Consider the following 23,167-nt stretch of genomic DNA (forward strand, 5'->3'; position numbering starts at 1 on the left):
AAAAGGTTAAATGTATGAGCGATGATCAAGACACTATGGATGAATGGGCAGCAGCTTTAGCCGAAGCTGAGGGCACTGATGACAGTGGCCAAGCAAAAGTAACTGAACTCGATGAATTAAGCGATGCAAAACACGAGATCAGTGGCGATGAAAAACGCAAGCTCGATACAATTTTAGATATACCTGTGACTATTTCTATGGAAGTAGGGCGCTCTAAAATTAATATTCGTAACTTATTACAATTAAACCAAGGCTCGGTGGTAGAGCTTGACCGTGTTGCAGGTGAGCCGTTAGATGTACTGGTTAATGGTACTTTAATAGCCCATGGCGAAGTGGTGGTAGTAAACGATAAGTTTGGTATTCGTTTAACCGACGTAATTAGCCAAGTAGAACGGATCAAAAAATTACGATGAGTATGGTTGCTGCTTTAACCAGCTCGGTATTTACAAAAGCAGAGCAGGTAACACCCACAGGCGATATTCTCTCTATGGTGTTATCGCTTGTTATGGTGCTGGTGCTAATTATAGTACTGGCATTTTTTGTGAAAAAGTTTAATCCAAATTTAGCAAATAGTGATGAGTTTAAAGTAGTGCGTAGTTTACCACTGGGCTCGCGTGAGCGTTTAATGGTGGTAGAAATAGATAACGCACAACATTTATTAGGGGTTACCCCGCACAGCATTAACTATTTACATAAATTAGATACACCTTTGAGTGAAAAAGAGCTACCAGAATTAGCAAAACGCTTTAGTAAGCTTTTAAACCCACAAGCAAATCAAAATAAAAAGAATTAAAATTATGACTAAATGGCTGCTTCTTATTTTTGTCATGCTGTTTGTACCAAATGTAAGTGCAGAAGGAATAGACGCACTAACCATTACCACAAATGCAGATGGCACCCAAGACTACTCGGTAACGCTGCAAGTATTGGCGATTATGACCGCGCTGAGCTTTATTCCAGCGGCTATAATCATGATGACCTCGTTTACCCGTATAATTGTAGTGCTGGCTATTTTGCGCCAAGCCATAGGTTTACAACAAACCCCCTCAAATCAAGTATTGCTAGGCATGTCGTTATTTTTAAGTATTTTTATTATGGCGCCTATTTATCAGCAAGTGAACGAACGCGCTATAGAGCCCTACCTAAGCGAGCAAGTCACTTCAATGGAAGCATTGGAGCTGGCAAAAGAGCCAATGAAAGCCTTTATGCTGTCGCAAGTGCGTATTAAAGATTTAGAAACCTTTGCCAAAATAGCAGGGTACGATCAGCTAGACTCACCAGAAGCCACTCCTTTAATTGTACTTATTCCGGCGTTTGTAACCAGTGAGCTGCAAACTGCTTTTATTATTGGTTTTATGTTTTTTATTCCTTTTTTAATCGTGGATTTAGTGGTGGCGTCGGTATTAATGGCCATGGGTATGATGATGTTATCGCCAATGATAGTGTCTTTGCCGTTTAAAATAATGCTGTTTGTGTTGGTTGATGGCTGGAGCTTAGTGATGGGAACCTTGGCAAAAAGCTTTGGTTTAGGCACATGACCTTACTTAACACTAAGCTAATTACGCACTAGGAGTACGCCGTGGAACCAGAAGTATTTGTTGATATTTTAAGTAGCGCGCTGTTTTTAGTAATTAAATTGGTTTCTGCTATTGTAGTGCCGGGCTTAATTGTGGGTTTAGTGGTTGCCGTGTTTCAGGCTGCAACTTCAATTAACGAGCAAACTTTGAGTTTTTTACCACGCTTACTTATTACTATAAGTGCGCTTATTGTTGGCGGCCACTGGTTTACCCAAGAGTTAATGGACTTTTTTACCCGCCTAGTATTACTTATTCCTGAAATTGCAGGCTAAGTATGGAATTACCGTTTGCTGTCGTTATTCAATGGTTGAGTGACTTTTTACTGCCATTAGTGCGTATTAGTTCAATGATTATGGTAATGGCTGGCCTTGGCGCTAAAAACGTACCCACACGTATAAAAATGGGCTTAGCAATTGTTGTTACTTTTGTTGCTGTGCCTATGCTGCCGCCTGCTACCTTTACTAATTTGTTTTCGTTTGAAATGATTTTAGTGGTTATTCAGCAAATGCTAATAGGCATTGCGATTGGCTTTGCATCTACCTTATTGTTAAATACCTTTGTGTTAGCTGGGCAAATATTGGCTATGCAAACGGGTCTTGGTTTTGCCTCTGTAGTTGACCCCTCCAATGGTTTAAGTGTGCCTGCAGTAGGGCAGTTTTACCTTATTTTAGCGACCTTATTATTTTTTGTATTTAATGGTCACTTAATGATGATTCAAATGGTGGTACACAGCTTTGAAGTGCTGCCAATTGATGGTAATTGGTGGTCGGTGGATCATTACTGGGACATAGTAACTTGGGGCGGCTGGATGTTTACTACAGCGCTGGTGCTATCACTGGCTCCGCTTACCGCTATGCTGGTAATTAATATGTCGTTTGGCATTATGACCCGCGCCGCGCCACAGCTAAATATTTTTTCTATTGGTTTTCCGTTTACGTTAGTTGCTGGGCTTATCATTATTTGGGCGACCTTAGGTAACTTTGTATCGCAGTTTGAGTTTCAGTGGCTAAAAATGGTCGAGTTAATGTGCTCATTAGTGGGCTGCTCGCCTTAGGAGGTTATTGTGTCTGAAGATTCTGGACAAGAAAAAACCGAAGAACCCACATCCAAAAAAATAGAGGATGCCAAAAAGAAAGGCCAAATAGCGCGATCCAAAGAGTTGGGTACTATGTTTGTGCTTATTTTTTCGGCTATTTCGTTGCTCATGTACGGCCCCGAAATTGGTAAAGGTTTGTATAACGTAATGGGTAGAATGCTTAGCCTAAACCGTAACGAAACCTACGACACCACCAAAATGTTTGCTGTATGGGGCGAAGTGGCCGATGCGCTGATGTTTCCTATGGCAATGTTTGTATTAATTATTGTATTAGCTGCTTTTATTGGTAACACCATGTTAGGTGGCTTTAATTTTAGTTGGCAAGCTGCTGCGCCTAAAGCCAGTAAAATGTCGCCTGCTAAAGGCTTTAAACGTATGTTTGGCCCACAAGCTGGGGTGGAGCTGTTAAAGTCGCTGTTAAAGTTTGGTTTAGTTGCCAGTTTTGCAGTGTTTTTAATTAATACCTTTTTTGATGAAATACTGCACTTAAGTGTAGAAAGCGCCCCAGGTAATATTATTCATGCCTTAGAAATATTGGCTTGGATGTTTTTAGGCTTGTCTTGTACCTTAATTATTATTGCTGCGATTGATGCGCCATTTCAAAGCTATAACCACAATAAACAACTTAAAATGACCCTTCAAGAAGTAAAAGACGAGTATAAAAACTCAGAGGGTGACCCACAAATAAAAGCGCGCATAAGGCAAACCCAGCGGCAAATGTCGCAAAAACGTATGATGCAAGATGTGCCCGATGCCGATGTTATTGTAACTAACCCTACCCATTACTCAGTGGCTTTAAAGTACGACACCGAACGCGCCGGAGCACCTATAGTAGTTGCCAAAGGAATTGATGAAATGGCAATGCAAATTCGTAAAATAGCGATTGGTAATGAAGTGCCTATTTTAGAATCGCCGTCGCTTACTCGAGCACTTTATCATACTGCAGAAGTGGGGGAGCAAATTCCAGATCAATTATTTACCGCAGTTGCGCAAGTATTAGCTTATGTGTTTCAGCTTAAGCGCTTTAATAAAGGGCGCGGAAAACGCCCCACCAAACTTAATAAAAAACTGCCTATTCCTGACGATTATCAGTATTAATTTAAATAACCTATAACTTGGAATAGTTATTGCAATTTCACAGTAGTGTCAATTTTTTGAAATTGTAGGGTTATGGGATTTAAAGCGGTATTACAACAACTTAACAAAGATAAAAAAGAGTATGCCAAAGGCGTAGGTACACCATTAATGGTACTTGCTGCGCTGGGTATGGTCATTTTACCTCTTCCTCCGTTCCTGCTTGATATATTATTTTCTTTTAATATTGCCCTTGCTTTGGTGGTGTTACTGGTAACTGTATACACCATGAAACCACTTGAATTTGGTATGTTTCCTGCTGTGTTACTAATCGCCACTATTATGCGTTTGGCACTTAACGTTGCCAGCACCCGAGTAGTATTACTTGAGGGCCACAATGGTGGTGACTCTGCCGGTAAAGTAATTGAAGCCTTTGGCTCTGTGGTTATTGGTGGTAACTATGCGGTAGGTTTAGTGGTGTTTTTAATCTTGATCATCATAAACTTTGTGGTAATTACTAAAGGTGCTGGGCGTATTTCTGAAGTGTCGGCGCGTTTTACCCTTGACGCTATGCCGGGTAAACAAATGGCAATTGATGCTGACATGAATGCGGGCTTTATTAGCGCCGAGCAAGCCCGAGAGCGCCGCGAAGAAGTTACCCGCGAAGCCGACTTTTATGGTTCTATGGATGGTGCCAGTAAATTTGTTAAAGGCGATGCTATTGCCGGTATTGTTATATTAATTATTAATATTGTTGGTGGCTTATTTGTTGGCATGATCCAACACGATTTAAGCTTTGGCAATGCCATGGAAATTTATACCTTGCTCACCATAGGTGATGGCTTGGTTGCGCAACTCCCTTCATTATTACTCTCTATTGGTACTGCTATTGTTGTAACGCGTCAAAATGAGTCGCACAACATGGGCGATCAATTTAAGAAACAACTCGGTAACGAAAAGTCGTTATTTATTGCTTCAGGCATTTTAATCATTATGGGCTTAGTACCTGGTATGCCGCACGTAGCGTTTTTAAGCTTGGGCGCACTATTAGGTTATTTAGCTTACTACACTCAACAAAATAAATTAAAAGCGGCAGCAGCACTTGCTGAGGAAACCGCTAATGGCAGCGCAGTAGGTACAGGCATTGCCAATAAGCAAGAACAAAAAGAGTTAGGCTGGGACGATGTGCAGCAAGTTGATGTAATTGGTTTAGAGGTAGGTTACCGACTTATTCCATTGGTTGATCAATCCCAAGGTGGTGAATTGCTAAACCGTATTAAAGGCGTGCGTAAAAAGCTCTCTCAAGAATTAGGCTTTTTAGTGCCCCCGGTACATATACGCGACAACTTAGAGCTAGACCCAAATGCATACCGAATTACCTTAATGGGCGTATCAAGTGGCGAAGGCGAACTAAAACACGGCGATGAATTGGCAATTAATCCGGGGCAAGTATTTGGTCCTATAAAAGGGATTGAAACTAAAGATCCGGCTTTTGGTTTAGATGCGGTGTGGATCAAGCCTGATCAAAAAGATGAAGCGCAATCGCTTGGTTATACCGTGGTTGATTCGGCGACTGTGGTTGCCACTCATATTAGCCAATTACTCACCAATAATGCGGCGTTATTATTAGGCCACGAAGAAGTACAAAACCTATTAGATATGCTAGCAAAAAGTCACCCAAGGTTAGTAGAAGGCTTGGTGCCTGATGTATTGCCATTAACTACTATAGTTAAAGTTTTGCAAAATTTATTAAACGAAGGTGTGGCTATTCGCGATATGCGCTCAATAGTACAAACCCTTGTAGAGTATGGCCCACGTAGCCAAGACCCAGATGTTTTAACCGCTGCGGTACGTATTTCACTGCGTCGATTAATAGTTCAAGATGCAGTGGGCATGTCTTCAGAAATCCCTGTCATAACCTTGGCGCCTGAGTTGGAACAGATGTTGCATCAGTCATTACAAAATGCAGGCGACGAAGGTGCCGGAATAGAGCCAGGACTTGCAGAGCGACTTCAAGTGTCATTAAACGAAGCGCATCAAAATCAAGAAATGGCCGGTGAACCTTCAATACTGTTAACGTCAGGAATGTTACGCACTGTGTTATCTCGTTTTGTTAAGTACACCATTCCAGGATTGCGAGTGATGTCTTATCAAGAGATACCAGACGAAAGGCAGATCAAGATTGTTAGCTCAGTAGGCCAACAATAAGATTTTAAAGGGGTTAAACCATGAAGATTAAACGTTTTTTTGCTAAAGATATGCGCACAGCACTTAAAGAAGTTAAAGATGAGCTAGGTGTTGATGCGGTTATTATGTCTAATAAAAAACTCGCAAACGGCGTAGAAATTGTCGCAGCGGTTGATTATGACAAAGCAGCCCCTAAAGCCGCCGCGCCACAACAAAGTGCGCCGCTGCAGCAGCGTACGGCACATTCTGCCCACTCGCAAAGCATGCATAACTTTGTAAAGCCAGAGCCACAGCGTGCTAGACCTGAGCCACAAGCAAAGGTAGCCGACAGCTTACAAGCACTATTAGAGCGCCAGTCGCCGCGTCCACGTTCAGCAGAGCTGGCCTCAATGTTTTCGCAATCAGGTATAGATACCTCAGAGCATTATCAAGAGCCGGTCGCTAAACAACGCCCTACAAATATGTTTGCGCGTGAAGAAGCTGCGCAAGCACGCCCACAAACGCAAGCTGACAGCTTAGGTTTTGATGACCTAGACCGTGATTTTGATGAATTAGACACGCCAGTTGCGCAAACACACACGACTAAAAATACCGAAAGTGAAGCAATGAGCACAATGCGTGAAGAAATGAACGCAATTCGCCAGTTATTAGAGCACCAAGTGTCGGGTTTAATGCAGCAAGATATGGCGCGCCGTGACCCAACGCGCGCATGCATGATTGACCGCTTAGTAGGCATGGGAATCGATAAAGAAGTTGCTGAGCAAATGGCTTGTTTTGTACCTGAAGATGTTCCGCGTCAGCAGGGCTGGAAAGCGCTGTTAACTATGGTTGAAGATCAGATGCAAACCACGAATAACGAAATTTTGCGCCAAGGTGGTGTTTACGCATTAGTTGGCCCAACCGGTGTGGGTAAAACCACTACAGTGGCTAAGCTCGCGGCATTAGGTGCACAAAAATATGGTGCTGATAAAGTAGCGCTAATTACTACCGATACTTACAGAATTGGTGCTTACGAGCAGCTTGCAACATATGGCCGTATTATTGGCTGTGGGGTTAAACAAGTTAAAGATGCGAACGAACTGGCTGAAGTGTTATATCATTTACGTAACAAGCGCTTAGTACTTATAGATACCGCAGGTATGAGCCAACGTGATTTACGTTTAACTGAGCAGTTAAATACCTTAATGCGTAATCAGCGTGTGGATATTCGTAATTACTTAGTATTAAGTGCCACTGCGCAAATAAATGTGTTACAAGAAACCGTAAGACACTTTAAAAAAGTACAGTTAAGCGGTTGTATTTTCACTAAACTCGACGAATCATTAAGTTTAGGCGAGATAATTAGTATTGCGATTCAAAATCGCCTGCCAATAGGGTATCTTACTAATGGTCAACGAGTACCTGAAGATATTCGAGTTGCAAATGCAGAAAAACTAGTGAAAAAAGCTGAGCAATTATATTTAAAGAGAACAAAAGTACAACATTCACGACACCAATCAGTGGCGTCGAGCACAGTAGAGATGTATGATTAACACAGTATTAGATCAAGCAAGCGGCCTGCGTAAAATGAGCAAAAATAATAATAACGGCGTTAAGGTTATCGCCGTCACTGGCGGTAAAGGTGGCGTTGGAAAAACAAATGTATCGTTAAATACTGCGATCGCTTTAGGTCAGCAAGGCAATAGAGTGTTAGTGCTTGATGCCGATTTGGGTTTAGCCAATTGTGATGTAATGCTTGGACTACGTGTTGAGCGTAATTTATCGCATGTGTTATCTGGCGAATGTGAGCTTGATGAAATACTAGTAGAAGGCCCCGCTGGGATAAAAATAGTACCAGCGACTTCGGGTTCACAAAGTATGGTTGAGTTGTCGCCTGCAGAACATGCTGGGCTTATTCGTGCTTTTAGCGAACTCAATACTGATTTTGATATATTAGTTGTTGATACCGCTGCCGGTATATCGGATATGGTGCTGAGTTTTTCTCGCGCTGCACAAGATGTTTTGGTTGTGGTATGTGACGAGCCTACTTCAATAACCGATGCCTATGCACTGATCAAAGTATTAAGCCGCGAACATGGCGTGTATAAATTTAAAATTGTTGCCAACATGGTGCGTTCATTACGCGAAGGGCAAGAGTTATTTGCAAAGCTATCAAAGGTTACAGACCGATTTTTAGATATATCAATGGAGCTGGTTGCAACCGTTCCTTATGATGAAAATATGCGCAAAGCAACACGTCGTCAAAAAGTAATTGTTGAACTGTTTCCTAGTTCTCCTGCTGCACTTGCCTTTAAAACATTAGCAACAAGAATAACAAAGTGGCCAATACCGAACCAGCCTTCGGGTCATTTAGAATTTTTCATTGAGAAACTCGTTAACGGCTAACTATGACTACATTGGTGAATAGAGCTATGGGATATGAATCAACACAAAATTTAAATATGATTGTTGAAAAGCATGCTTCATTAGTAAAAAAAGTAGCATGTCATTTAATTGCTCGTTTACCCCCTAGTGTACAACTCGATGATTTAATTCAATCAGGAATGATAGGATTAATAGAGGCGTCAAAAAACTTTGATGCCACTAAAGGCGCTAGTTTTGAAACCTTTGCGGGTATTCGTATTCGGGGCGCTATGCTTGATGAAATGCGCCGTGGAGACTGGGCTCCTCGCTCAGTACATCGTAAAAGCCGCCAGGTTATAGAAGCTATTTCAGCATTAGAAAGCAGCCTGAATCGTGAACCTACAGACAGTGAAGTTGCCCAAAAGCTTGAAATTACACTAGAGCAATATCATCATATTTTAACCGATGTTAATTCCAGTAAAATCTTAGGAATAGAAGATTTAGGTATTGATGAGGATGTTATAACACCTGTTGGGCACGATTTAGCACTAGACAAACCCTTTAATAATGTTAAAAATGAAAGGTTTAATGAATCTTTATTAAGTGCAATTAAATCCCTACCAGAGCGAGATGCAATGGTGCTTTCGTTGTACTATAACGATGAAATGAATTTAAAAGAAATTGGACAGATACTCGATGTAAGTGAGTCGCGTGTAAGTCAGATACATGGTCAGGCGATGATTAAGCTAAAAGCAAAAATCAATGACTGGATAAATTAGAAGTAAGTAAATACAGGTTTAGGCCTCACTGGAGGATGTTTTGGATAAAAACATAAAAATTCTTGTTGTTGATGACTTTTCAACGATGAGACGTATTATTAAAAACCTATTGCGTGATTTAGGGTTTACCAATGTTTTAGAAGCAGATGATGGCTCAACTGCTTTACCTATGTTGCAAAATCAATCATTTGACTTTGTAGTAACAGATTGGAATATGCCGGGCATGCAAGGTATTGACTTGTTAAGAGCAATACGCGCAGATGACAAATTAAAGCATCTTCCGGTTTTAATGGTTACTGCAGAAGCTAAAAAAGAGCAAATTATTGCAGCAGCCCAAGCAGGTGTTAATGGTTATATTGTTAAGCCATTTACTGCGGGTACATTAAAAACTAAATTAGAAAAAGTGTTCGAACGCTTAGGTTAATAAGGGGAGAGGCTTATGTCAGCACCTGCTGCGCCTCAGATTACTTTAGAGCAAGCACGTCAGCTGGTCACTTTTTTAGAAAACGGTGAGCAACATAAAGCTGATCAGTTAATTTTAGAAACTGCCTCTCAAGAACAATCATATTTGTTTGCAGAAGTAGGTAAATTAACGCGCCAGTTGCACGAGTCTTTAAAGGGTTTTGAGCTTGACACCCGCATAACAGATTTAACCACTGATGCAATTCCGGATGCTAAAAAGCGACTTAACTATGTCATAGAAATGACAGAAAACGCCGCCAACAAAACCATGGATGCGGTTGAAGCGAGCCTGCCTTTAGCCCAGCAATTAGCTGATGATATTTCGCATATCAAGCCAACCTGGGATCGGTTAATGAGCCGCGATCTTGAACTTGGTGAATTTAAAACATTGTGTCATAGCATTGATAAATTTATGAACAGCTCGCATCTTAAAACCGATGAGTTGCAAGTATTAATGACTAATGTGTTAATGGCTCAAGATTATCAGGATTTAACCGGGCAAGTAATTCGCCGTGTTATTGAGCTGGTACGCGAAGTTGAAGAAAGTTTAATTCATCTGTTAACTGCGTTTGCAGCACAAGATGAAAACAATAACCAAGAGCAACAAAAAACAGAAAACTCGATTGCCGCACAAGCATTAGCAGGCCCAGAAGGCCCTATTATTGATAAAGAATCGCGTGATGATGTTGTATCTGATCAAGACGAAGTTGATGATCTTTTATCAAGTTTGGGCTTCTAATAGGAGAGTAACTGCATGAGCTTTGAAGTCGATGAAGATATATTACAAGATTTTTTAGTTGAAGCTGGAGAAATCCTTGAGCTTTTATCTGAACAATTAGTTGAACTGGAAAATAACCCAGAAGATACTGAATTATTGAACGCTATTTTTAGAGGCTTTCACACTGTTAAAGGTGGCGCGGGCTTTTTAGCGATGTCAGAGCTGGTAGATGCCTGCCATGGCGCAGAAAACGTGTTTGACTTACTGCGCCAAAAAGTGCGAACAGTTAACTCTGAGCTAATGGATGTTATACTTCAAGCACTTGATACTATTAATGAAATGTTTGCTACGATTAAAAATCGTGAGCAACCAGAGCCTGCCGATCCTCAGTTACTCGAAATATTACATAAATTAGGTTTACCCCCCACAGAAGAAGAGCTTGGCGGTGACACTATTGCGCCAGTAATAACGCAAGATGCTAATTTAGATGATGACCCTTTTGCATTTGATGAGTTGTTTGATGCACCCAGTGCAGCAACAAACGCTACAGCAAACGATGCGCATATTGATGAAATTAGCGAAGATGAATTTGAAAACTTACTTGATGAACTTCATGGCAAAGGTAAAGGCCCTGCAATAAAAGAGTCATTAAGTAATAGCAGCGACTTAAGTGGCGATATTACCGACGATGAATTTGATAGCTTATTAGATGAGCTTCACGGGGTGGGAAGTTTTGGTGCGGTAAATAAAACTCCAAAACCTCAAGCAGCTCAAAGTCCGGCTGCTAGCACTAACGATGATGAAATAAGTGACGATGAGTTTGAAGCTTTACTAGATGAGCTACATGGCAAGGGAGCGGCGCCAAAATCTAAAGAAAGCGCGGCAACACCTGCACCTGTAAATAAAGTTACGGCTCCTAAAGCAGCTGTAGTTAAAGCCTCACCAGTAGCAGTTGATAAAGTTAAGCAGCCACAAGCGGCTGTTGTAGCAGCAAGTGCTAATACCAATACCGCTGCGCCAGTTGCTAAAAAAGCGCCGCCTGCACAAGCTGAAACAACAGTAAGGGTTGATACTAAACGCCTTGATCAAATTATGAATATGGTGGGCGAGCTTGTATTAGTACGTAATCGTTTAGTGAGTTTAGCCACCAGTTCAGAAAGTGAATCTATGAGTAAAGCAATATCTAACTTAGATGTTGTTACAGCTGATTTGCAAGGCGCGGTAATGAAAACGCGAATGCAGCCAATCAAAAAAGTATTTGGCCGTTTTCCACGTGTTGTTCGCGACTTAGCACGTACCTTAAATAAAGATATTAATTTATTGCTGGTTGGCGAAGAAACCGATTTAGATAAAAACCTAGTTGAGGCACTGGCCGATCCATTAGTGCATTTAGTACGTAACTCGGTTGATCATGGTATAGAAATGCCAGATGATCGTGAAGCTGCGGGTAAACCGAGAACAGGTACCGTTACGCTTTCTGCTTCGCAGCAGGGGGATCATATTTTGCTTACCATTAAAGATGATGGCGCAGGTATGGATGCTGAAAAACTAAAACAAATAGCAATTAAAAAAGGTGTGCTTGATCAAGAGCAAGCAAGCCGTTTGTCTAACACCGAAGCTTACAATCTGATATTTGCGCCAGGGTTTTCTACCAAAGAAGCAATATCTGATATTTCTGGTCGTGGTGTTGGCATGGATGTGGTTAAAACTAAAATCACCCAGTTAAATGGCTCGGTTAGCATAGAGTCAGAACTAGGTGTGGGCACTATACTTGAAATTAAAGTACCGTTAACTTTGGCTATTTTACCTACCTTAATGGTGGTAGTGAGTGAGCAAACATTTGCACTACCATTAGCAGGGGTAAGTGAAATATTTAACTTAGACCTTACTAAAACGAATGTGGTTGATGGTCAGTTAACTATTATTGTTCGTAAAAAAGCAGTGCCTTTATTTTATTTAGAGCATTGGCTAGTGAAAGGTGCCGATCGTACAAGCCGTAAAGCGCAAGGGCATGTGGTTATTGTGCAAATAGGTACACAACAAGTTGGCTTTGTGGTTGATTCGTTAATTGGTCAAGAAGAAGTGGTTATTAAGCCGTTAGACGCTTTATTACAAGGTACGCCTGGAATGGCAGGTGCCACTATTACTTCGGATGGTGGTATTGCACTTATATTAGATGTACCGAGTATGTTAAAACACTACGCAGGTAAATAATAAAGTAGACGTATACTTTATACGTCTACATAATAAAAATAAGAGAGCAAAATGGCCGTTAAAGTTTTAGTTGTTGATGATTCGAGCTTTTTTCGCCGTCGAGTGAGTGAGATTCTTGAATTAGATAGCGAGATTGAAGTAATTGGCTTTGCCGTAAATGGCCGAGATGCTGTAGAAAAAGCAGCTAGTTTACGTCCTGATATGATCACTATGGATGTAGAAATGCCGGTGTTAGATGGTATAAGTGCTGTAAAAGAAATTATGGCCAGTAACCCGACGCCAATTTTAATGTTTTCTTCGTTAACTCGCTCCGGTGCAACTGCAACTTTAGATGCACTTGATGCTGGTGCTATGGATTTTTTACCGAAAAAATTTGAAGACATTGCTCGCAATAACGAAGATGCCATTAAGCTGCTGCAAAGCAAAGTAAAAGAAATTGGCCGCCAACGTATTAGACGTGTTGCTAGCCCTAGACCCTCCAGTATAAACAAACCTTTATTTACACCTACTTCAGCGCCAAGCGCATTAGCAGCAAGGTTTGCACAAACAAATAAAACAGCAACAACAGTAGTACAACCAGAGCGAAGCTTTAATAATTCGCCAGTAACTAGTCGCAGTGCAATAGTAACAAAGCGCGCGAGTGGCAAGCACTATCAACTAGTTGCAATTGGCACATCAACCGGTGGACCTGTTGCGCTGCAAACTATATTAACTCAGCTTCCTGCTAACTTTCCGCACCCTATATTATTAATTCAGCATATGCCCGCTGCGTTTACTCCGGCTTTTGCGGCACGCTTAAATAGTTTGTGTAAAATTCAGGTAAAAGAAGCGCAGCAAGGAGATCGACTGCAAGCAGGTGTGGCTTACTTAGCACCGGGTGGCCAGCAAATGATGATTGATGGTCGTGGGGCAAGTAGAACACTACGAGTTTTTGAAGATAACAGCGAGCGCATTAGTTACAAACCAAGCGTTGATGTAACCTTCGCCAGTGCCGCTAAAGCGTATCAAGGTGATGTATTAGCTATAGTATTAACTGGTATGGGCGCAGATGGGCGTGAAGGCGCTCGTATGCTTAAACAATCAGGGGCAACCATTTGGGCACAAGATGAAAAAAGTTGTGTTGTTTATGGTATGCCACAAGCAATTGCTAATGCTGGTTTAGCGAGCGAAAGTTTGCCATTAGATGAAGTAGCAATACGTTTAAAGACAGAGGTGGGCTGTGGATAAGCTTTCCGTACTAGGTTTACTTATTGGCTTAGGCGCCATTGCAATAGGTTACTCGTTAGAGGGCGGCGTGGTATCAGCATTATTTAACGGACCTGCGTTGATCATTGTACTGGGCGGCACATTGGGTGCTGTAATGTTACAAACATCAGCCAGTACTTTTAAAAAGATGCTAGAAATTACGCACTGGGTTTTTGTATCGCCTAAATACAATATTGAAGATGCCATAGAGCAAGTAAAAGGATGGTCACATAAAGCACGTCAAGAAGGTTATTTAGCCCTTGAAAACGAAGCGCTTACCCACCCAGATGCCTATGCTGCAAAAGGGCTTGGATTATTAGTTGATGGTTGCTCAGATCAAAAACTGCGCGATACGTTAGAAATAGATTTACTGTTAGAGCGCGAACGTCTGCTAGAGGCAAGTCGTGTTTATGAAGCTATGGGCGGTTATAGTCCTACCATAGGTATTTTAGGGGCCGTGCTTGGTCTTATTCAGGCAATGTCGTTTATTACAGATCCGCAAAAGCTTGGAGCCGGTGTTGCCACTGCCTTTATAGCAACTATTTATGGCGTGGGTTTAGCTAATTTATTATTTTTACCTATGGCTAATAAGTTAAAGCAACGGGTTGAGCAAAAAATGCTTTATCACGAAATGCTTGCCGAGGGCGTAATTGCAATAAGCCAAGGCGAAAGCCCAGTAAGTATTGAATTAAAGCTTGAAGCCTATCGGGTTGACCGCCCAAATGTCGTGGTTGAGTAGCAGCTATTATGTTACGTCGTCGCTTGCGCAACACCACTACTAAAAGTCAACACACAGAACGTTGGCTGGTGTCTTATGCTGATTATATGACGATTATGTTTGCCTTTTTTGTGGTTTTGTACGCAATAGCAATTAACAAAGAAGAGAAATTTCAAGTGCTGTCCGATTCGATTGGTTATGTATTTGATAAGTCAGCCCGTCAACATTCGCAGCAAGGAACTGGGATAAATGGCGACGCAATATTGACAGACAGAGTAACCCCAGAGCAAGAAGTGCTCTACGGCGAAAGTATTTTAAAAGAAGAACACGGGCCAAAGCTGCTGGACGGACAAAGCGATACCAGTAATATTGAGCAAAAACACCTTGGCAAACCACTCGATAGTTTGTTGGCTAAGCTGCAATCGTCATTAATAGATGAAATACGCGATGGTGAAGCAAGTTTAGAACTCAGCCAAGATTGGCTGATCATTGAGCTTAGTTCTGGTATGCTATTTTCAAGTGGCAGTAGTGTAGCGCAAGTTCGAGCTAAGCAAGTTGTTAAAATAATTAAAGATATTATTGCTCCGGTAGATAACTATATTAGAGTACGCGGCTATACTGACAACCAAACCATAGGTAATGAAATGTACCGCTCGAATTGGGAGTTGTCGGTGGCGCGTGCAACAGCCGTTTTAGTTGAGCTTGAAAGCCTAGGTATAAATTCAGCGCGAATGGCGATTGAGGGATATGGTCAATATTCTCCTTTTGCCACTAACGATACTAAGCAAGGGCGTGCTGAAAATCGCAAAGTAGTTATTGCCCTATCTAAATATGGGTTGCCACCAACAGCAGAAGTAGTAAGCGTTGAGCCGCAACAAGTAGTCGTTAAACCTGAGCCTGAAGCAGAATTACCCTCTGACGATAATACAATAAAAATAATTCGTTTACCCCATGGCGGTATTCGTATATCGACTCGAAATGAACTGTAATTAGGATGCAATGTGAAGATTTGGACTGTAGCAAATCAAAAAGGTGGAGTAGGGAAAACCACAACCGCGGTTAGCCTTGCAGGTATTTTAGCATCTCAAGGTAAGCGCGTATTATTGATTGATACCGATCCTCATGCCTCATTAACCTATTACTTTGGCATTGATTCTGAGGATTTAGAGGTTAGCGTATACGATATTTTTGTACGCGGAACTAGCATGCAAAGCGAAGAAATACTCCAAGCATTATGTCCATCTAGTATTGAAAACTTAGATATATTACCCGCCACTATGGCTATTGCTACCCTAGATAGAAGTATGGGCAATAAAACCGGCATGGGATTAATATTAAAAAAAGCGCTTGCAAAAATAAGCGAATATTACGACTATGCAATCCTCGATTGCCCCCCAGTACTTGGCGTATTAATGGTTAATGCGCTAGCTGCGAGTGAACGCATTTTAGTGCCGGTACAAACCGAGTTTTTAGCGCTAAAGGGGCTCGACAGAATGATGCGTACTATGCAGTTAATGCAAACATCTCAAGCTAAAAGCTATGAATATACTATAATTGCCACCATGTACGATAAGCGCACGAAAGCCTCGTTAGAGGCATATAAAACACTGCAAAATACTTATACTGATAAAGTGTGGCCGGGCGTTGTTCCGGTAGATACCAAATTTAGAGACGCCAGTTTAGCGCAACAAGTTCCAAGTGAATTTTGTCCACGGTCTCGCGGGGTATATGCCTACAAGGCATTGCTCGATTATTTAATAGAACAAGGTTAATCAATGAGTAAGCAATTATTTGCTAATGAAAAAGTAATGACTCAATATCTAGGCGCGTTATTGTGCGAAGACGAGCCTGTAGATAATCTTGAACCCGTTGCAAAATTACTTGAGCAAGTAACGGATAAAAAAACTGAACACCCAGATTTAGAAGCGCAGAGCACACAAAGTACGCCAGTATTTGAGCAAGCTGTGCCAGAAGTTATTAAAAAGCCGATAGCGCAAGAAGTCAAAGCTCTAGTTACCTCTGCTGAGCAAACACTGTCGGCCGAGCAAATATTAGCCGCACAAAGCCAAGCTGATTATTTTGACGGGCAGTTTCAAGCCTTATTTTTTGAAGTGGCAGGATTAACGCTAGCTGTGCCGCTTAAAGCGTTAGGCGGTATACATGAATTAAGTGAAGTAAATCATTTATTTGGTAAACCAAAGTGGTTTAAAGGCGTTATGCTCAATAGAGATGAAAAACTTAATGTGGTTGATACCGCACGTTGGGTTATGCCAGAAAAGTATGACGAAAAGTTAGAGGCGTCACTTAACTACAAGTATTTAATTACACTAGGCGACAGTCAGTGGGGATTATTGGCAGAAAAGCTAATAAATAACATTACATTGAGTAAAGAAGATGTAAAATGGCGTACAAACCAAAGTAAGCGCCCATGGCTTGCCGGTGTTATTAAAGAAAAAATGTGCGCTTTAATAGATGTAAATAATTTAAATGCATTATTAGAGAAAGGCCTAGACAGCCGTCAGTAGTAATGACCATTACGGGGAAACAGCATGAACCAAGATAAGTTACTGTCAGCAAATAAAAATGCAGATAATAATGATGAAATACTACAGTGGGTAACGTTTAAGTTAGAAGACGAAACTTACGGTGTTAACGTAATGCAAGTGCAAGAAATATTACGCTACACTGAAATAGCCCCTGTACCTGGTGCACCTTCGTACGTGATTGGTATTATTAACTTACGTGGCAATGTGGTTACGGTTATTGATACTCGTGCCCGTTTTGGTTTAGCCGGTACGGATGCAACAGATAATTCGCGAATTTTAATTATTGAAGCTGAAGAGCAAGTTATTGGTATTTTAGCCGACAGCGTATCTGAAGTGGTTTATTTGCGCAGCTCAGAAATAGACAGTGCGCCGAATGTAGGCACAGAAGAAAGCGCTAAGTTTATTCAGGGTGTGTGTAATCGCGAAAACGAGTTACTTATTTTAGTTGATTTAAATAAGCTACTTAGTGACGACGAATGGGATGAGTTGAGCGATTTATAAGCTTTACCAATAAAAATTATGTTATTACTCAGTTTAGCAATTATAGCGTTAGCTGTTGCCCTTATAGCATTGGCGATGATCATTCTATTTAAAAGCAGCTATGCAAGTGAGCTTACCTCTCAGCTGCAGCAATTTAAAGACTCGGCTGAGCAAATTAATATTTTACGCAGTGAGGTACAAGAGTTGCGCACTGGGTTATTAAGTATTGGTAAGCGAGTACTTGAAGTTGAGCAGCAAAATGAAGAGCTAACTCAACAACAAGCAGCGCAAAAGTATGACGATCCAGATGCAAAAATTTATTCTCGTGCTGTAAAAATGGTTGAACTTGGAGCTGATTTAGAAGAAGTAATTCGTGAATGCGAATTACCTAGAGCAGAAGCAGAACTGCTGTTTTCATTGCATAAACAAAAAGGCGCTTAGCGTCTTTTTTGCTTTTTAATGCTGTTAAAGCTACGCCTTAATATTTAACTTACCTTGAAAGTCTTGCCAGCCTGGCGGAAATTGCCCTCTTAATACATACGAAAATGCAATTAGCTCAGCAATTACATAATACAACTCTTTAGGTATTTCTTCCCCAAGCTCTAAGTGTGATAACGTTTTGGCTAATGCTTCATCTTGATGGATCATAATGCCTTTTTTTTCAGCCGCTGCTATTATTTCATCAGCTAATTTGCCAAAGCCCTTGGTACTTACCATAGGCGAGTTTCCGGCTGCATATAAAAGCCCAATCGCAGATTTGTTGTTGGCTGAGTCACTCATTTTTATACCTTAATATTAATAATGGCATGCGATTTATAAAAAGCTTGATGGCTTGCATCGCCTTGCTTTAAAGTAAGATCACCTACTTGCAAACCATGCTTGGCTAATTTTGATCTTAAATTATCAAGATGCGGATGAGCCATAGCGGTCACTTCTTGGCTTGATGCAAATAACTGGCAATCAAGTGCTTTATCCATTAATTCGGCAGTAATTTGTAACTGACCAAGCTGTGCATAATCAAAGTTTAACCTAACAAACCAGACATTTTTTTCTGCTAGCTTATCGCCACTGGGCTTTTTATATTGGCCTAATGTTATTTCTGTTTGCGCCGCTTCTGGCGGTAATTTCATTGGTAATAAAAAGTTTACCAAGGGGTTTGAGTCGGCTAGCTGATTAGCAGGGGTAACATTTACTTGGCCAAGGGTATTTTTAACTTGTGTTAACTCCCCCGCAAGTGCTTGCACTTGGCTTTGTTGCAGTTGCTCAAGTAATTTAGCACCAGAGTTGCCGGTTTTAAATGTGGGTAATAACACCTGCAGTAGTGCATCTAAGCCGGTTTGATTATTAATGCTAATAGGTGTAGTTGTTTGGCTAATAATAGGCGCGGCTAAAATGCTCACTGCAAGTTGCTCTAATCCCTTACTAAAACTGCTTTGCAGCGTGTCGTTTGTCAGTTGCGTTGGTTGTAATGTGGCAAGAATTTCGCGCTGTATAGCTGTTGGGTGTAAATTATTACTAGAAACCATCCGATTAAATGCCTGATTTACGAGGCGCGTTAAGTCGGCTGGTTGCTGCGATAACTGCTGTGCAATATCTGCTATTTTGCTGCTTAAAAGCGGCGTGTTATTGGGTGTATTTATTGCGCTAGCTGCACTGAGTTGGTTTAGCAGTGGAGCGAGTAATTTAGCTTCTAAAGGATGTAATTGATTTTGCGAACTTAGTTTGCCATTGCTCGTTGTTGCAAAGAGCATGCTTGTTGGCAACTGCCATAGGCTAACACTTGATTTTATTAATTGGGTTAACTGCACTAAAGGTGGCAACTGGTTAGGTTGCTGGTTTAACTGCTCGGTGACATTTAGTTTATTAATACCTGTTACCGTTTGATTTATAGCGGCAAAAGGTTTGTTTTCGAAGTACTTTACTGCATCACTTATACGCGTTTTTAGTTCACCAAAACTACTTTTTAACCAAGAATCAATAGGGCTGTTATTAGCCGCTATTAATGGACTAGTAGGGTTATTTAAATTGCTTGTTGATACGCTGCTTTGCTGCGCCGAAATTAGTTGATTAAACGGTTTTGTGAACGAGTTTTTAAGTATGACAGTGGTACTGTTTATATTAGTTTGAATTAACAGTTTGTTGGCTTGGCTGCTCAAGTTTACGTTTGTTACGGTATGCGAAAGTTGGTTAAGTTGATTATTGTTTATATTAAGCTTAAATGAACCTGCTTGTTGTGCATGCGTTAAAATTGCAAATTTAGGGGTTGCTTGTAGCTGTGCATTTGGCAAATTTTGCGCAAGTAAACTTGCTAGCTTTGCTTGAGTTATGGGTTGTGTATGCACGGATTCAGCAAAGCGATTGATAACGTCTAGCTGCGCGCCTTTATTATTAGTGCTAATTATTATTTTTAATGGTTGCTCTGCGGCCAGCAGTTGCGCTACCTCTTTATTAATTGCAATGCTGGCATTAAGCTTTTCAATTACCAGCTTGGGTGTAGGCGTTAATACGACCTGCGCCGGCATAGGATTATTTTGTAACTCGCTTCCGGTATTTATATAATTTAAAAATTGCTGTAATTGCACCGGTTGATTAAGTGTAAGCCTTGTATTGTTGGGGGTAATTGCAAGTGACTTGCCCTCGTTACTGAGCTGTATGCTCGCACTGGCTATTTTGTCTAAGTTTTTTGGCGCAGTTGTAATACCAAGCCTGAGAGTTTGCCAGTGCTTATTTATTAATACATCTAGGGTGATCGATTCTTTAGAAAACTGAATGTTTTTTGCCGCAAGCATCTCGCCAGGAAGCGAGGTTAAGTTATGCTTAGGCGCATTAGAGGTTAGGTTATTAACCAATGAATTAGATAATGTAATTTGCGTAGGTGTATTCATTATTTTAAATCAAGTTTTCTTTATTTTTAGTGAATCGATTTTAAAGCAATATTCGTATTACCCTATCATTATGATAGACTAACGCCTAATTTTTGGCAGAGAGAATCGTCATCTTGTTACACATTAAGTCCGTCACCTGCATCAAGCAAGAACGTTGTTTGTTTGCGGATCTTAATTTTAGCCTTAATAGCGGCCAAATCATGCAATTAGCAGGTGCTAATGGTGCTGGTAAAACGTCTTTATTACGTATTATAGCGGGCTTTTCTATGCCTGATGAAGGCGATATTCTGTACCTTAATCAGTCGATTAAAAAGTACTATGAAGAGTACGCCAGAGATCTATTATTTATAGGCCATAAAACCGGGGTTAATGTGCAGCTCAGTGCGCTTGAAAACGTTAAGCATTGGCTGGCAATTAATGGCTACACTAATGAAGGTGATTTATACCCTTTATTAAGTAAGCTTGGCTTAGTAGGCCTTGAAGATGTACCGGTTAGAACGCTCTCTGCTGGGCAGCAACGCCGTGTTGCGTTAGCTCGATTATGGTTAAGTGAAGCTAAGTTATGGATTTTAGATGAGCCATTTACAGCACTTGATAAAAGTGGTGTTGCCTTTTTACAGCAACGTTTTGTTGAGCATTTAAAAATTGGCGGAGCTATATTGCTAACCACGCATCAAGATTTAACGGCTCATTTTAGCAACCTACAAACACTCACTTTGGAGTATCGTCACTAATGACCCGACAACACTCCTATTGGTTACTTTTTAAAGCCGTGTTTAGTAAAGATGTTAAACTTGCTTTTCGTCAGCGCGCTGAAATTATCAATCCTATTTTGTTCTTTTTAATTGTTATTTCATTATTTCCGTTAGCTATTGGGCCAGAGCCCGGTCTACTGGCAAGAATGGCGCCGGGTATAATTTGGGTGGCTGCTTTACTCTCAACTATGTTGGGGTTAGATAAGCTGTTTAGAGATGATTATAACGATGGCTCACTTGAACAACTTATTGCATCGTCGTATCCGTTATCGTTAACTGTGTTGGCTAAAGTAGCCGCGCATTGGGTGATCACTGGGCTTCCTTTAGTATTAATGACCCCACTGTTTGCACTACTATTGAATTTAGATAACACAGCATTAATGGCTACGTTACTAACGCTATTATTAGGTACGCCTTTGTTGAGCTTTATTGGCGCAATTGGGGCTGGGCTTACTGTAGGATTACAAAAAGGCGGTATTTTAATGAGTTTATTGGTGTTGCCTTTGTATATTCCGGTTTTAATTTTTGCAACGTCAGCTATCGATACCAGTACTATGTCGCTGGATTATAGTGGGCAGCTTGCCATTCTTGGCGCTATGTTAGTTATTGCTATTATTAGTGCGCCAATCGCCATATCGTCAGCATTAAAAGTGAGTGTAAGTTAATATGTGGAAGTGGTTACATCCCTATGCTAAAGCAGAGCGTGCATATAAGTTATGCAATACGTTATTGCCTTATTTTGCCGTAGTTACGGTTATTAGTATGTTAGTTGGTTGGGTATGGGGGCTTGGTTTTGCGCCTGCCGATTACCAACAAAAAGACAGCTACCGTATCATTTTTATTCATGTGCCTTCGGCTATTTTATCTATGGGTGCTTATTCATCAATGGCAATTGCTGCCATTATTGCGCTGGTTTGGCAGTTACGAAACGCTGAACTTGCAGTTATTGCAATTGCGCCTGTAGGGGCGTGCATTACTGCGATTGCACTTATAACCGGTGCTGCATGGGGTAAACCTATGTGGGGCGCTTGGTGGGTGTGGGATGCGCGTTTAACCTCAGAGCTAATTTTATTATTTTTATATTTGGGTGTGTTGTCTTTGTACCATGCCTTTGAAGATAAGAAGGCAGCGGGTCGTGCCGCTTCTATTTTGGCTATTGTAGGGGTTATTAATTTACCTATTATTCATTACTCTGTTGAGTGGTGGAATACCCTACACCAAGGAGCCTCAATAACTAAGCTAGATACCAAAGCAATTGATCCCAGTATGTTTTGGCCATTAATGGTAAACATTTTGGCGTTTGCGGCTTTTGTTGGCACTGTTACTTTAATTCGTCTTAAAAATGAAATATTACAACGTGAAAAGCATCGCCCATGGGTGCGCCAGTTGTTAACTAAGAGGTAGTTATGCAGTTTGACTCATTTTCTGATTTTATTGCAATGGGAGGCTATGGATTTTATGTGTGGCTTTCTTTTGGTACATGCGCACTTATTTTATTAGGTATTTTATTTAGTTCACTCAGAGAGACTAAACATATTATGGCATCGGTAGAGCAACAAATAGCGCGAGAAGTTCGTATTAAAAATGCTAAGCAGGAGCAAATATAATGAACCCAAGACGTAAAAAACGCCTTTTAGTTATTGTTGCAGTGCTGTTTGGCATTGGTGCCTCAATAGGCTTGGTACTGTATGCATTACAAGAAAACATTAATTTATTTTATACCCCAAGTGAGCTTGTTGACGGTAAAGGCCCCAATAAAGAAAAACCACAAATAGGCCAAAAGCTACGCATTGGTGGCATGGTTGTACCAGGTTCGGTAGAGCGCAATGAGCAAAGTTTAAAAGTAAGCTTTACTTTAGTTGATACAGGCCCAACCGTGGTAGTGCGTTATCAGGGGATTTTGCCTGACCTATTTCGCGAAGGCCAAGGCATAGTTGCACAAGGTGTACTTGTGGAGCCCAATGTAATAGAAGCATTTGAAGTACTTGCTAAGCATGATGAAGAATACATGCCTGCTGAAGTGGCAGAAGCGTTAAAAGGAATTAAACACGAGAAACCTAAATACAACCTAGATAGTGGTAATTAATA

27 protein-coding genes are annotated in these 23,167 nt (G+C 40.9%); 25 read left to right on the forward strand and 2 right to left on the reverse strand.

Going from position 1 to position 23,167, the window contains the following annotated elements; genetic code table 11:
• Window positions 1-14 precede the first annotated feature (14 nt).
• The 20 genes from fliN to RB215_RS04180 all read left to right on the forward strand — a co-directional run bounded on the left by fliN (window position 15) and on the right by RB215_RS04180 (window position 17,880).
• Entirely contained in the window at window positions 15-413 is a 399-nt protein-coding gene (fliN, locus tag RB215_RS04085; protein WP_011327493.1) for a flagellar motor switch protein FliN, read from the forward strand.
• Window positions 410-793 carry a flagellar biosynthetic protein FliO gene (fliO, locus tag RB215_RS04090; RefSeq protein WP_309216925.1) on the forward strand — a complete coding sequence of 128 codons (384 nt, stop codon included), beginning with the start codon at window positions 410-412 and terminating at the stop codon, window positions 791-793. Before fliN ends, fliO begins: the two co-directional genes overlap by 4 nt.
• A 4-nt stretch (window positions 794-797) precedes the next feature.
• Window positions 798-1,538 (forward strand): flagellar type III secretion system pore protein FliP, encoded by a 741-nt coding sequence (gene fliP, locus RB215_RS04095; protein WP_011327495.1) that lies wholly within the window; start codon window positions 798-800, stop codon window positions 1,536-1,538.
• A 41-nt stretch (window positions 1,539-1,579) separates the two neighbouring features.
• Complete coding sequence (gene fliQ / locus RB215_RS04100) at window positions 1,580-1,849, forward strand: flagellar biosynthesis protein FliQ (RefSeq protein ID WP_011327496.1); 270 nt, start codon at window positions 1,580-1,582, stop codon at window positions 1,847-1,849.
• Window positions 1,850-1,851: 2 nt separating this feature from the next.
• The gene (fliR, locus tag RB215_RS04105) at window positions 1,852-2,631 is read left to right on the forward strand and encodes a flagellar biosynthetic protein FliR (RefSeq protein WP_011327497.1); all 780 of its coding nucleotides are present in this window, start codon (window positions 1,852-1,854) and stop codon (window positions 2,629-2,631) included.
• A 9-nt stretch (window positions 2,632-2,640) separates the two neighbouring features.
• A complete protein-coding gene (gene flhB, locus RB215_RS04110) occupies window positions 2,641-3,771 on the forward strand; it encodes a flagellar biosynthesis protein FlhB (RefSeq protein WP_309216926.1) in 1,131 nt (376 codons plus the stop codon).
• Window positions 3,772-3,843: 72 nt separating this feature from the next.
• A complete protein-coding gene (gene flhA / locus RB215_RS04115) occupies window positions 3,844-5,955 on the forward strand; it encodes a flagellar biosynthesis protein FlhA (protein WP_089367879.1) in 2,112 nt (703 codons plus the stop codon).
• A 20-nt stretch (window positions 5,956-5,975) separates the two neighbouring features.
• Entirely contained in the window at window positions 5,976-7,466 is a 1,491-nt protein-coding gene (gene flhF / locus RB215_RS04120; protein WP_193038479.1) for a flagellar biosynthesis protein FlhF, read from the forward strand.
• A complete protein-coding gene (locus RB215_RS04125; RefSeq protein ID WP_011327501.1) occupies window positions 7,459-8,319 on the forward strand; it encodes a MinD/ParA family protein in 861 nt (286 codons plus the stop codon). Before flhF ends, RB215_RS04125 begins: the two co-directional genes overlap by 8 nt.
• A 26-nt stretch (window positions 8,320-8,345) precedes the next feature.
• Entirely contained in the window at window positions 8,346-9,056 is a 711-nt protein-coding gene (locus RB215_RS04130; RefSeq protein ID WP_011327502.1) for an RNA polymerase sigma factor FliA, read from the forward strand.
• Window positions 9,057-9,096: 40 nt separating this feature from the next.
• Window positions 9,097-9,480 (forward strand): chemotaxis response regulator CheY, encoded by a 384-nt coding sequence (gene cheY / locus RB215_RS04135; RefSeq protein WP_011327503.1) that lies wholly within the window; start codon window positions 9,097-9,099, stop codon window positions 9,478-9,480.
• A gap of 15 nt (window positions 9,481-9,495) precedes the next feature.
• Window positions 9,496-10,257, forward strand: a complete 762-nt coding sequence (locus tag RB215_RS04140; RefSeq protein ID WP_309216927.1) for a protein phosphatase CheZ — start codon at window positions 9,496-9,498, stop codon at window positions 10,255-10,257.
• A 15-nt stretch (window positions 10,258-10,272) separates the two neighbouring features.
• Entirely contained in the window at window positions 10,273-12,450 is a 2,178-nt protein-coding gene (locus tag RB215_RS04145) for a chemotaxis protein CheA (protein WP_182683999.1), read from the forward strand.
• 51 nt (window positions 12,451-12,501) lie between these two features.
• A complete protein-coding gene (locus RB215_RS04150) occupies window positions 12,502-13,677 on the forward strand; it encodes a chemotaxis response regulator protein-glutamate methylesterase (protein ID WP_011327506.1) in 1,176 nt (391 codons plus the stop codon).
• Window positions 13,670-14,434 carry a flagellar motor protein gene (locus RB215_RS04155; protein ID WP_058372798.1) on the forward strand — a complete coding sequence of 255 codons (765 nt, stop codon included), beginning with the start codon at window positions 13,670-13,672 and terminating at the stop codon, window positions 14,432-14,434. Before RB215_RS04150 ends, RB215_RS04155 begins: the two co-directional genes overlap by 8 nt.
• Before the next feature lie 8 nt (window positions 14,435-14,442).
• On the forward strand, window positions 14,443-15,402 hold the full coding sequence (locus RB215_RS04160) for a flagellar motor protein MotB (protein WP_309216928.1): 960 nt from the start codon (window positions 14,443-14,445) through the stop codon (window positions 15,400-15,402).
• Window positions 15,403-15,414: 12 nt separating this feature from the next.
• The gene (locus RB215_RS04165; protein WP_011327509.1) at window positions 15,415-16,185 is read left to right on the forward strand and encodes a ParA family protein; all 771 of its coding nucleotides are present in this window, start codon (window positions 15,415-15,417) and stop codon (window positions 16,183-16,185) included.
• Window positions 16,186-16,188: 3 nt separating this feature from the next.
• Window positions 16,189-16,938, forward strand: coding sequence for a chemotaxis protein CheW (locus RB215_RS04170; RefSeq protein WP_193038482.1), 750 nt, complete (start codon window positions 16,189-16,191; stop codon window positions 16,936-16,938).
• A gap of 24 nt (window positions 16,939-16,962) precedes the next feature.
• Complete coding sequence (locus RB215_RS04175; RefSeq protein WP_011327511.1) at window positions 16,963-17,460, forward strand: chemotaxis protein CheW; 498 nt, start codon at window positions 16,963-16,965, stop codon at window positions 17,458-17,460.
• A gap of 18 nt (window positions 17,461-17,478) precedes the next feature.
• The gene (locus RB215_RS04180; RefSeq protein ID WP_011327512.1) at window positions 17,479-17,880 is read left to right on the forward strand and encodes a DUF2802 domain-containing protein; all 402 of its coding nucleotides are present in this window, start codon (window positions 17,479-17,481) and stop codon (window positions 17,878-17,880) included.
• A 30-nt stretch (window positions 17,881-17,910) separates the two neighbouring features.
• Here the strand turns inward: RB215_RS04180 and RB215_RS04185 are convergent, their stop codons facing one another.
• A complete protein-coding gene (locus RB215_RS04185) occupies window positions 17,911-18,219 on the reverse strand; it encodes an EscU/YscU/HrcU family type III secretion system export apparatus switch protein (RefSeq protein WP_011327513.1) in 309 nt (102 codons plus the stop codon).
• A 2-nt stretch (window positions 18,220-18,221) separates the two neighbouring features.
• Window positions 18,222-20,324, reverse strand: a complete 2,103-nt coding sequence (locus RB215_RS04190; protein WP_309216929.1) for a flagellar hook-length control protein FliK — start codon at window positions 20,322-20,324, stop codon at window positions 18,222-18,224.
• A 113-nt stretch (window positions 20,325-20,437) separates the two neighbouring features.
• Between RB215_RS04190 and ccmA the strand changes: the two genes are divergently transcribed.
• Genes ccmA through ccmE form a run of 5 tightly spaced genes read left to right on the forward strand, consistent with a single transcriptional unit; the run spans window position 20,438 to window position 23,165 of the window.
• Window positions 20,438-21,058: a cytochrome c biogenesis heme-transporting ATPase CcmA gene (gene ccmA / locus RB215_RS04195; protein WP_157863170.1), complete on the forward strand. Its 621-nt coding sequence runs from the start codon at window positions 20,438-20,440 to the stop codon at window positions 21,056-21,058.
• Entirely contained in the window at window positions 21,058-21,744 is a 687-nt protein-coding gene (gene ccmB / locus RB215_RS04200) for a heme exporter protein CcmB (RefSeq protein ID WP_011327516.1), read from the forward strand. Before ccmA ends, ccmB begins: the two co-directional genes overlap by 1 nt.
• A gap of 1 nt (window position 21,745) precedes the next feature.
• Window positions 21,746-22,483: a heme ABC transporter permease gene (locus RB215_RS04205; RefSeq protein WP_011327517.1), complete on the forward strand. Its 738-nt coding sequence runs from the start codon at window positions 21,746-21,748 to the stop codon at window positions 22,481-22,483.
• A gap of 2 nt (window positions 22,484-22,485) precedes the next feature.
• Window positions 22,486-22,686 carry a heme exporter protein CcmD gene (ccmD, locus tag RB215_RS04210; RefSeq protein WP_011327518.1) on the forward strand — a complete coding sequence of 67 codons (201 nt, stop codon included), beginning with the start codon at window positions 22,486-22,488 and terminating at the stop codon, window positions 22,684-22,686.
• Window positions 22,686-23,165 carry a cytochrome c maturation protein CcmE gene (ccmE, locus tag RB215_RS04215; RefSeq protein ID WP_011327519.1) on the forward strand — a complete coding sequence of 160 codons (480 nt, stop codon included), beginning with the start codon at window positions 22,686-22,688 and terminating at the stop codon, window positions 23,163-23,165. The genes ccmD and ccmE overlap by 1 nt, the downstream gene beginning before the upstream one ends.
• Window positions 23,166-23,167 lie beyond the last annotated feature (2 nt).

Source organism: Pseudoalteromonas sp. HL-AS2, from assembly GCF_031198805.1.
Classification (GTDB): Bacteria; Pseudomonadota; Gammaproteobacteria; order Enterobacterales; family Alteromonadaceae; genus Pseudoalteromonas; species Pseudoalteromonas nigrifaciens.

Excerpts from the sequence above, each read along its gene's own strand:
- RB215_RS04150 (WP_011327506.1), top strand. The coding sequence starts at position 12,502 with ATGGCCGTTAAAGTTTTAGTTGTTGATGATTCGAGCTTTTTTCGCCGT.
- fliP (WP_011327495.1), top strand. The coding sequence starts at position 798 with ATGACTAAATGGCTGCTTCTTATTTTTGTCATGCTGTTTGTACCAAAT.
- fliR (WP_011327497.1), top strand. The coding sequence starts at position 1,852 with ATGGAATTACCGTTTGCTGTCGTTATTCAATGGTTGAGTGACTTTTTA.
- RB215_RS04190 (WP_309216929.1), bottom strand. The coding sequence starts at position 20,324 with ATGAATACACCTACGCAAATTACATTATCTAATTCATTGGTTAATAAC.
- RB215_RS04125 (WP_011327501.1), top strand. The coding sequence starts at position 7,459 with ATGATTAACACAGTATTAGATCAAGCAAGCGGCCTGCGTAAAATGAGC.
- ccmB (WP_011327516.1), top strand. The coding sequence starts at position 21,058 with ATGACCCGACAACACTCCTATTGGTTACTTTTTAAAGCCGTGTTTAGT.
- RB215_RS04130 (WP_011327502.1), top strand. The coding sequence starts at position 8,346 with ATGGGATATGAATCAACACAAAATTTAAATATGATTGTTGAAAAGCAT.
- RB215_RS04175 (WP_011327511.1), top strand. The coding sequence starts at position 16,963 with ATGAACCAAGATAAGTTACTGTCAGCAAATAAAAATGCAGATAATAAT.
- RB215_RS04140 (WP_309216927.1), top strand. The coding sequence starts at position 9,496 with ATGTCAGCACCTGCTGCGCCTCAGATTACTTTAGAGCAAGCACGTCAG.
- RB215_RS04160 (WP_309216928.1), top strand. The coding sequence starts at position 14,443 with ATGTTACGTCGTCGCTTGCGCAACACCACTACTAAAAGTCAACACACA.
- ccmE (WP_011327519.1), top strand. The coding sequence starts at position 22,686 with ATGAACCCAAGACGTAAAAAACGCCTTTTAGTTATTGTTGCAGTGCTG.
- RB215_RS04180 (WP_011327512.1), top strand. The coding sequence starts at position 17,479 with ATGTTATTACTCAGTTTAGCAATTATAGCGTTAGCTGTTGCCCTTATA.
- fliN (WP_011327493.1), top strand. The coding sequence starts at position 15 with ATGAGCGATGATCAAGACACTATGGATGAATGGGCAGCAGCTTTAGCC.
- flhA (WP_089367879.1), top strand. The coding sequence starts at position 3,844 with ATGGGATTTAAAGCGGTATTACAACAACTTAACAAAGATAAAAAAGAG.
- RB215_RS04170 (WP_193038482.1), top strand. The coding sequence starts at position 16,189 with ATGAGTAAGCAATTATTTGCTAATGAAAAAGTAATGACTCAATATCTA.
- fliO (WP_309216925.1), top strand. The coding sequence starts at position 410 with ATGAGTATGGTTGCTGCTTTAACCAGCTCGGTATTTACAAAAGCAGAG.
- RB215_RS04145 (WP_182683999.1), top strand. The coding sequence starts at position 10,273 with ATGAGCTTTGAAGTCGATGAAGATATATTACAAGATTTTTTAGTTGAA.
- ccmD (WP_011327518.1), top strand. The coding sequence starts at position 22,486 with ATGCAGTTTGACTCATTTTCTGATTTTATTGCAATGGGAGGCTATGGA.
- flhF (WP_193038479.1), top strand. The coding sequence starts at position 5,976 with ATGAAGATTAAACGTTTTTTTGCTAAAGATATGCGCACAGCACTTAAA.
- RB215_RS04185 (WP_011327513.1), bottom strand. The coding sequence starts at position 18,219 with ATGAGTGACTCAGCCAACAACAAATCTGCGATTGGGCTTTTATATGCA.
- RB215_RS04205 (WP_011327517.1), top strand. The coding sequence starts at position 21,746 with ATGTGGAAGTGGTTACATCCCTATGCTAAAGCAGAGCGTGCATATAAG.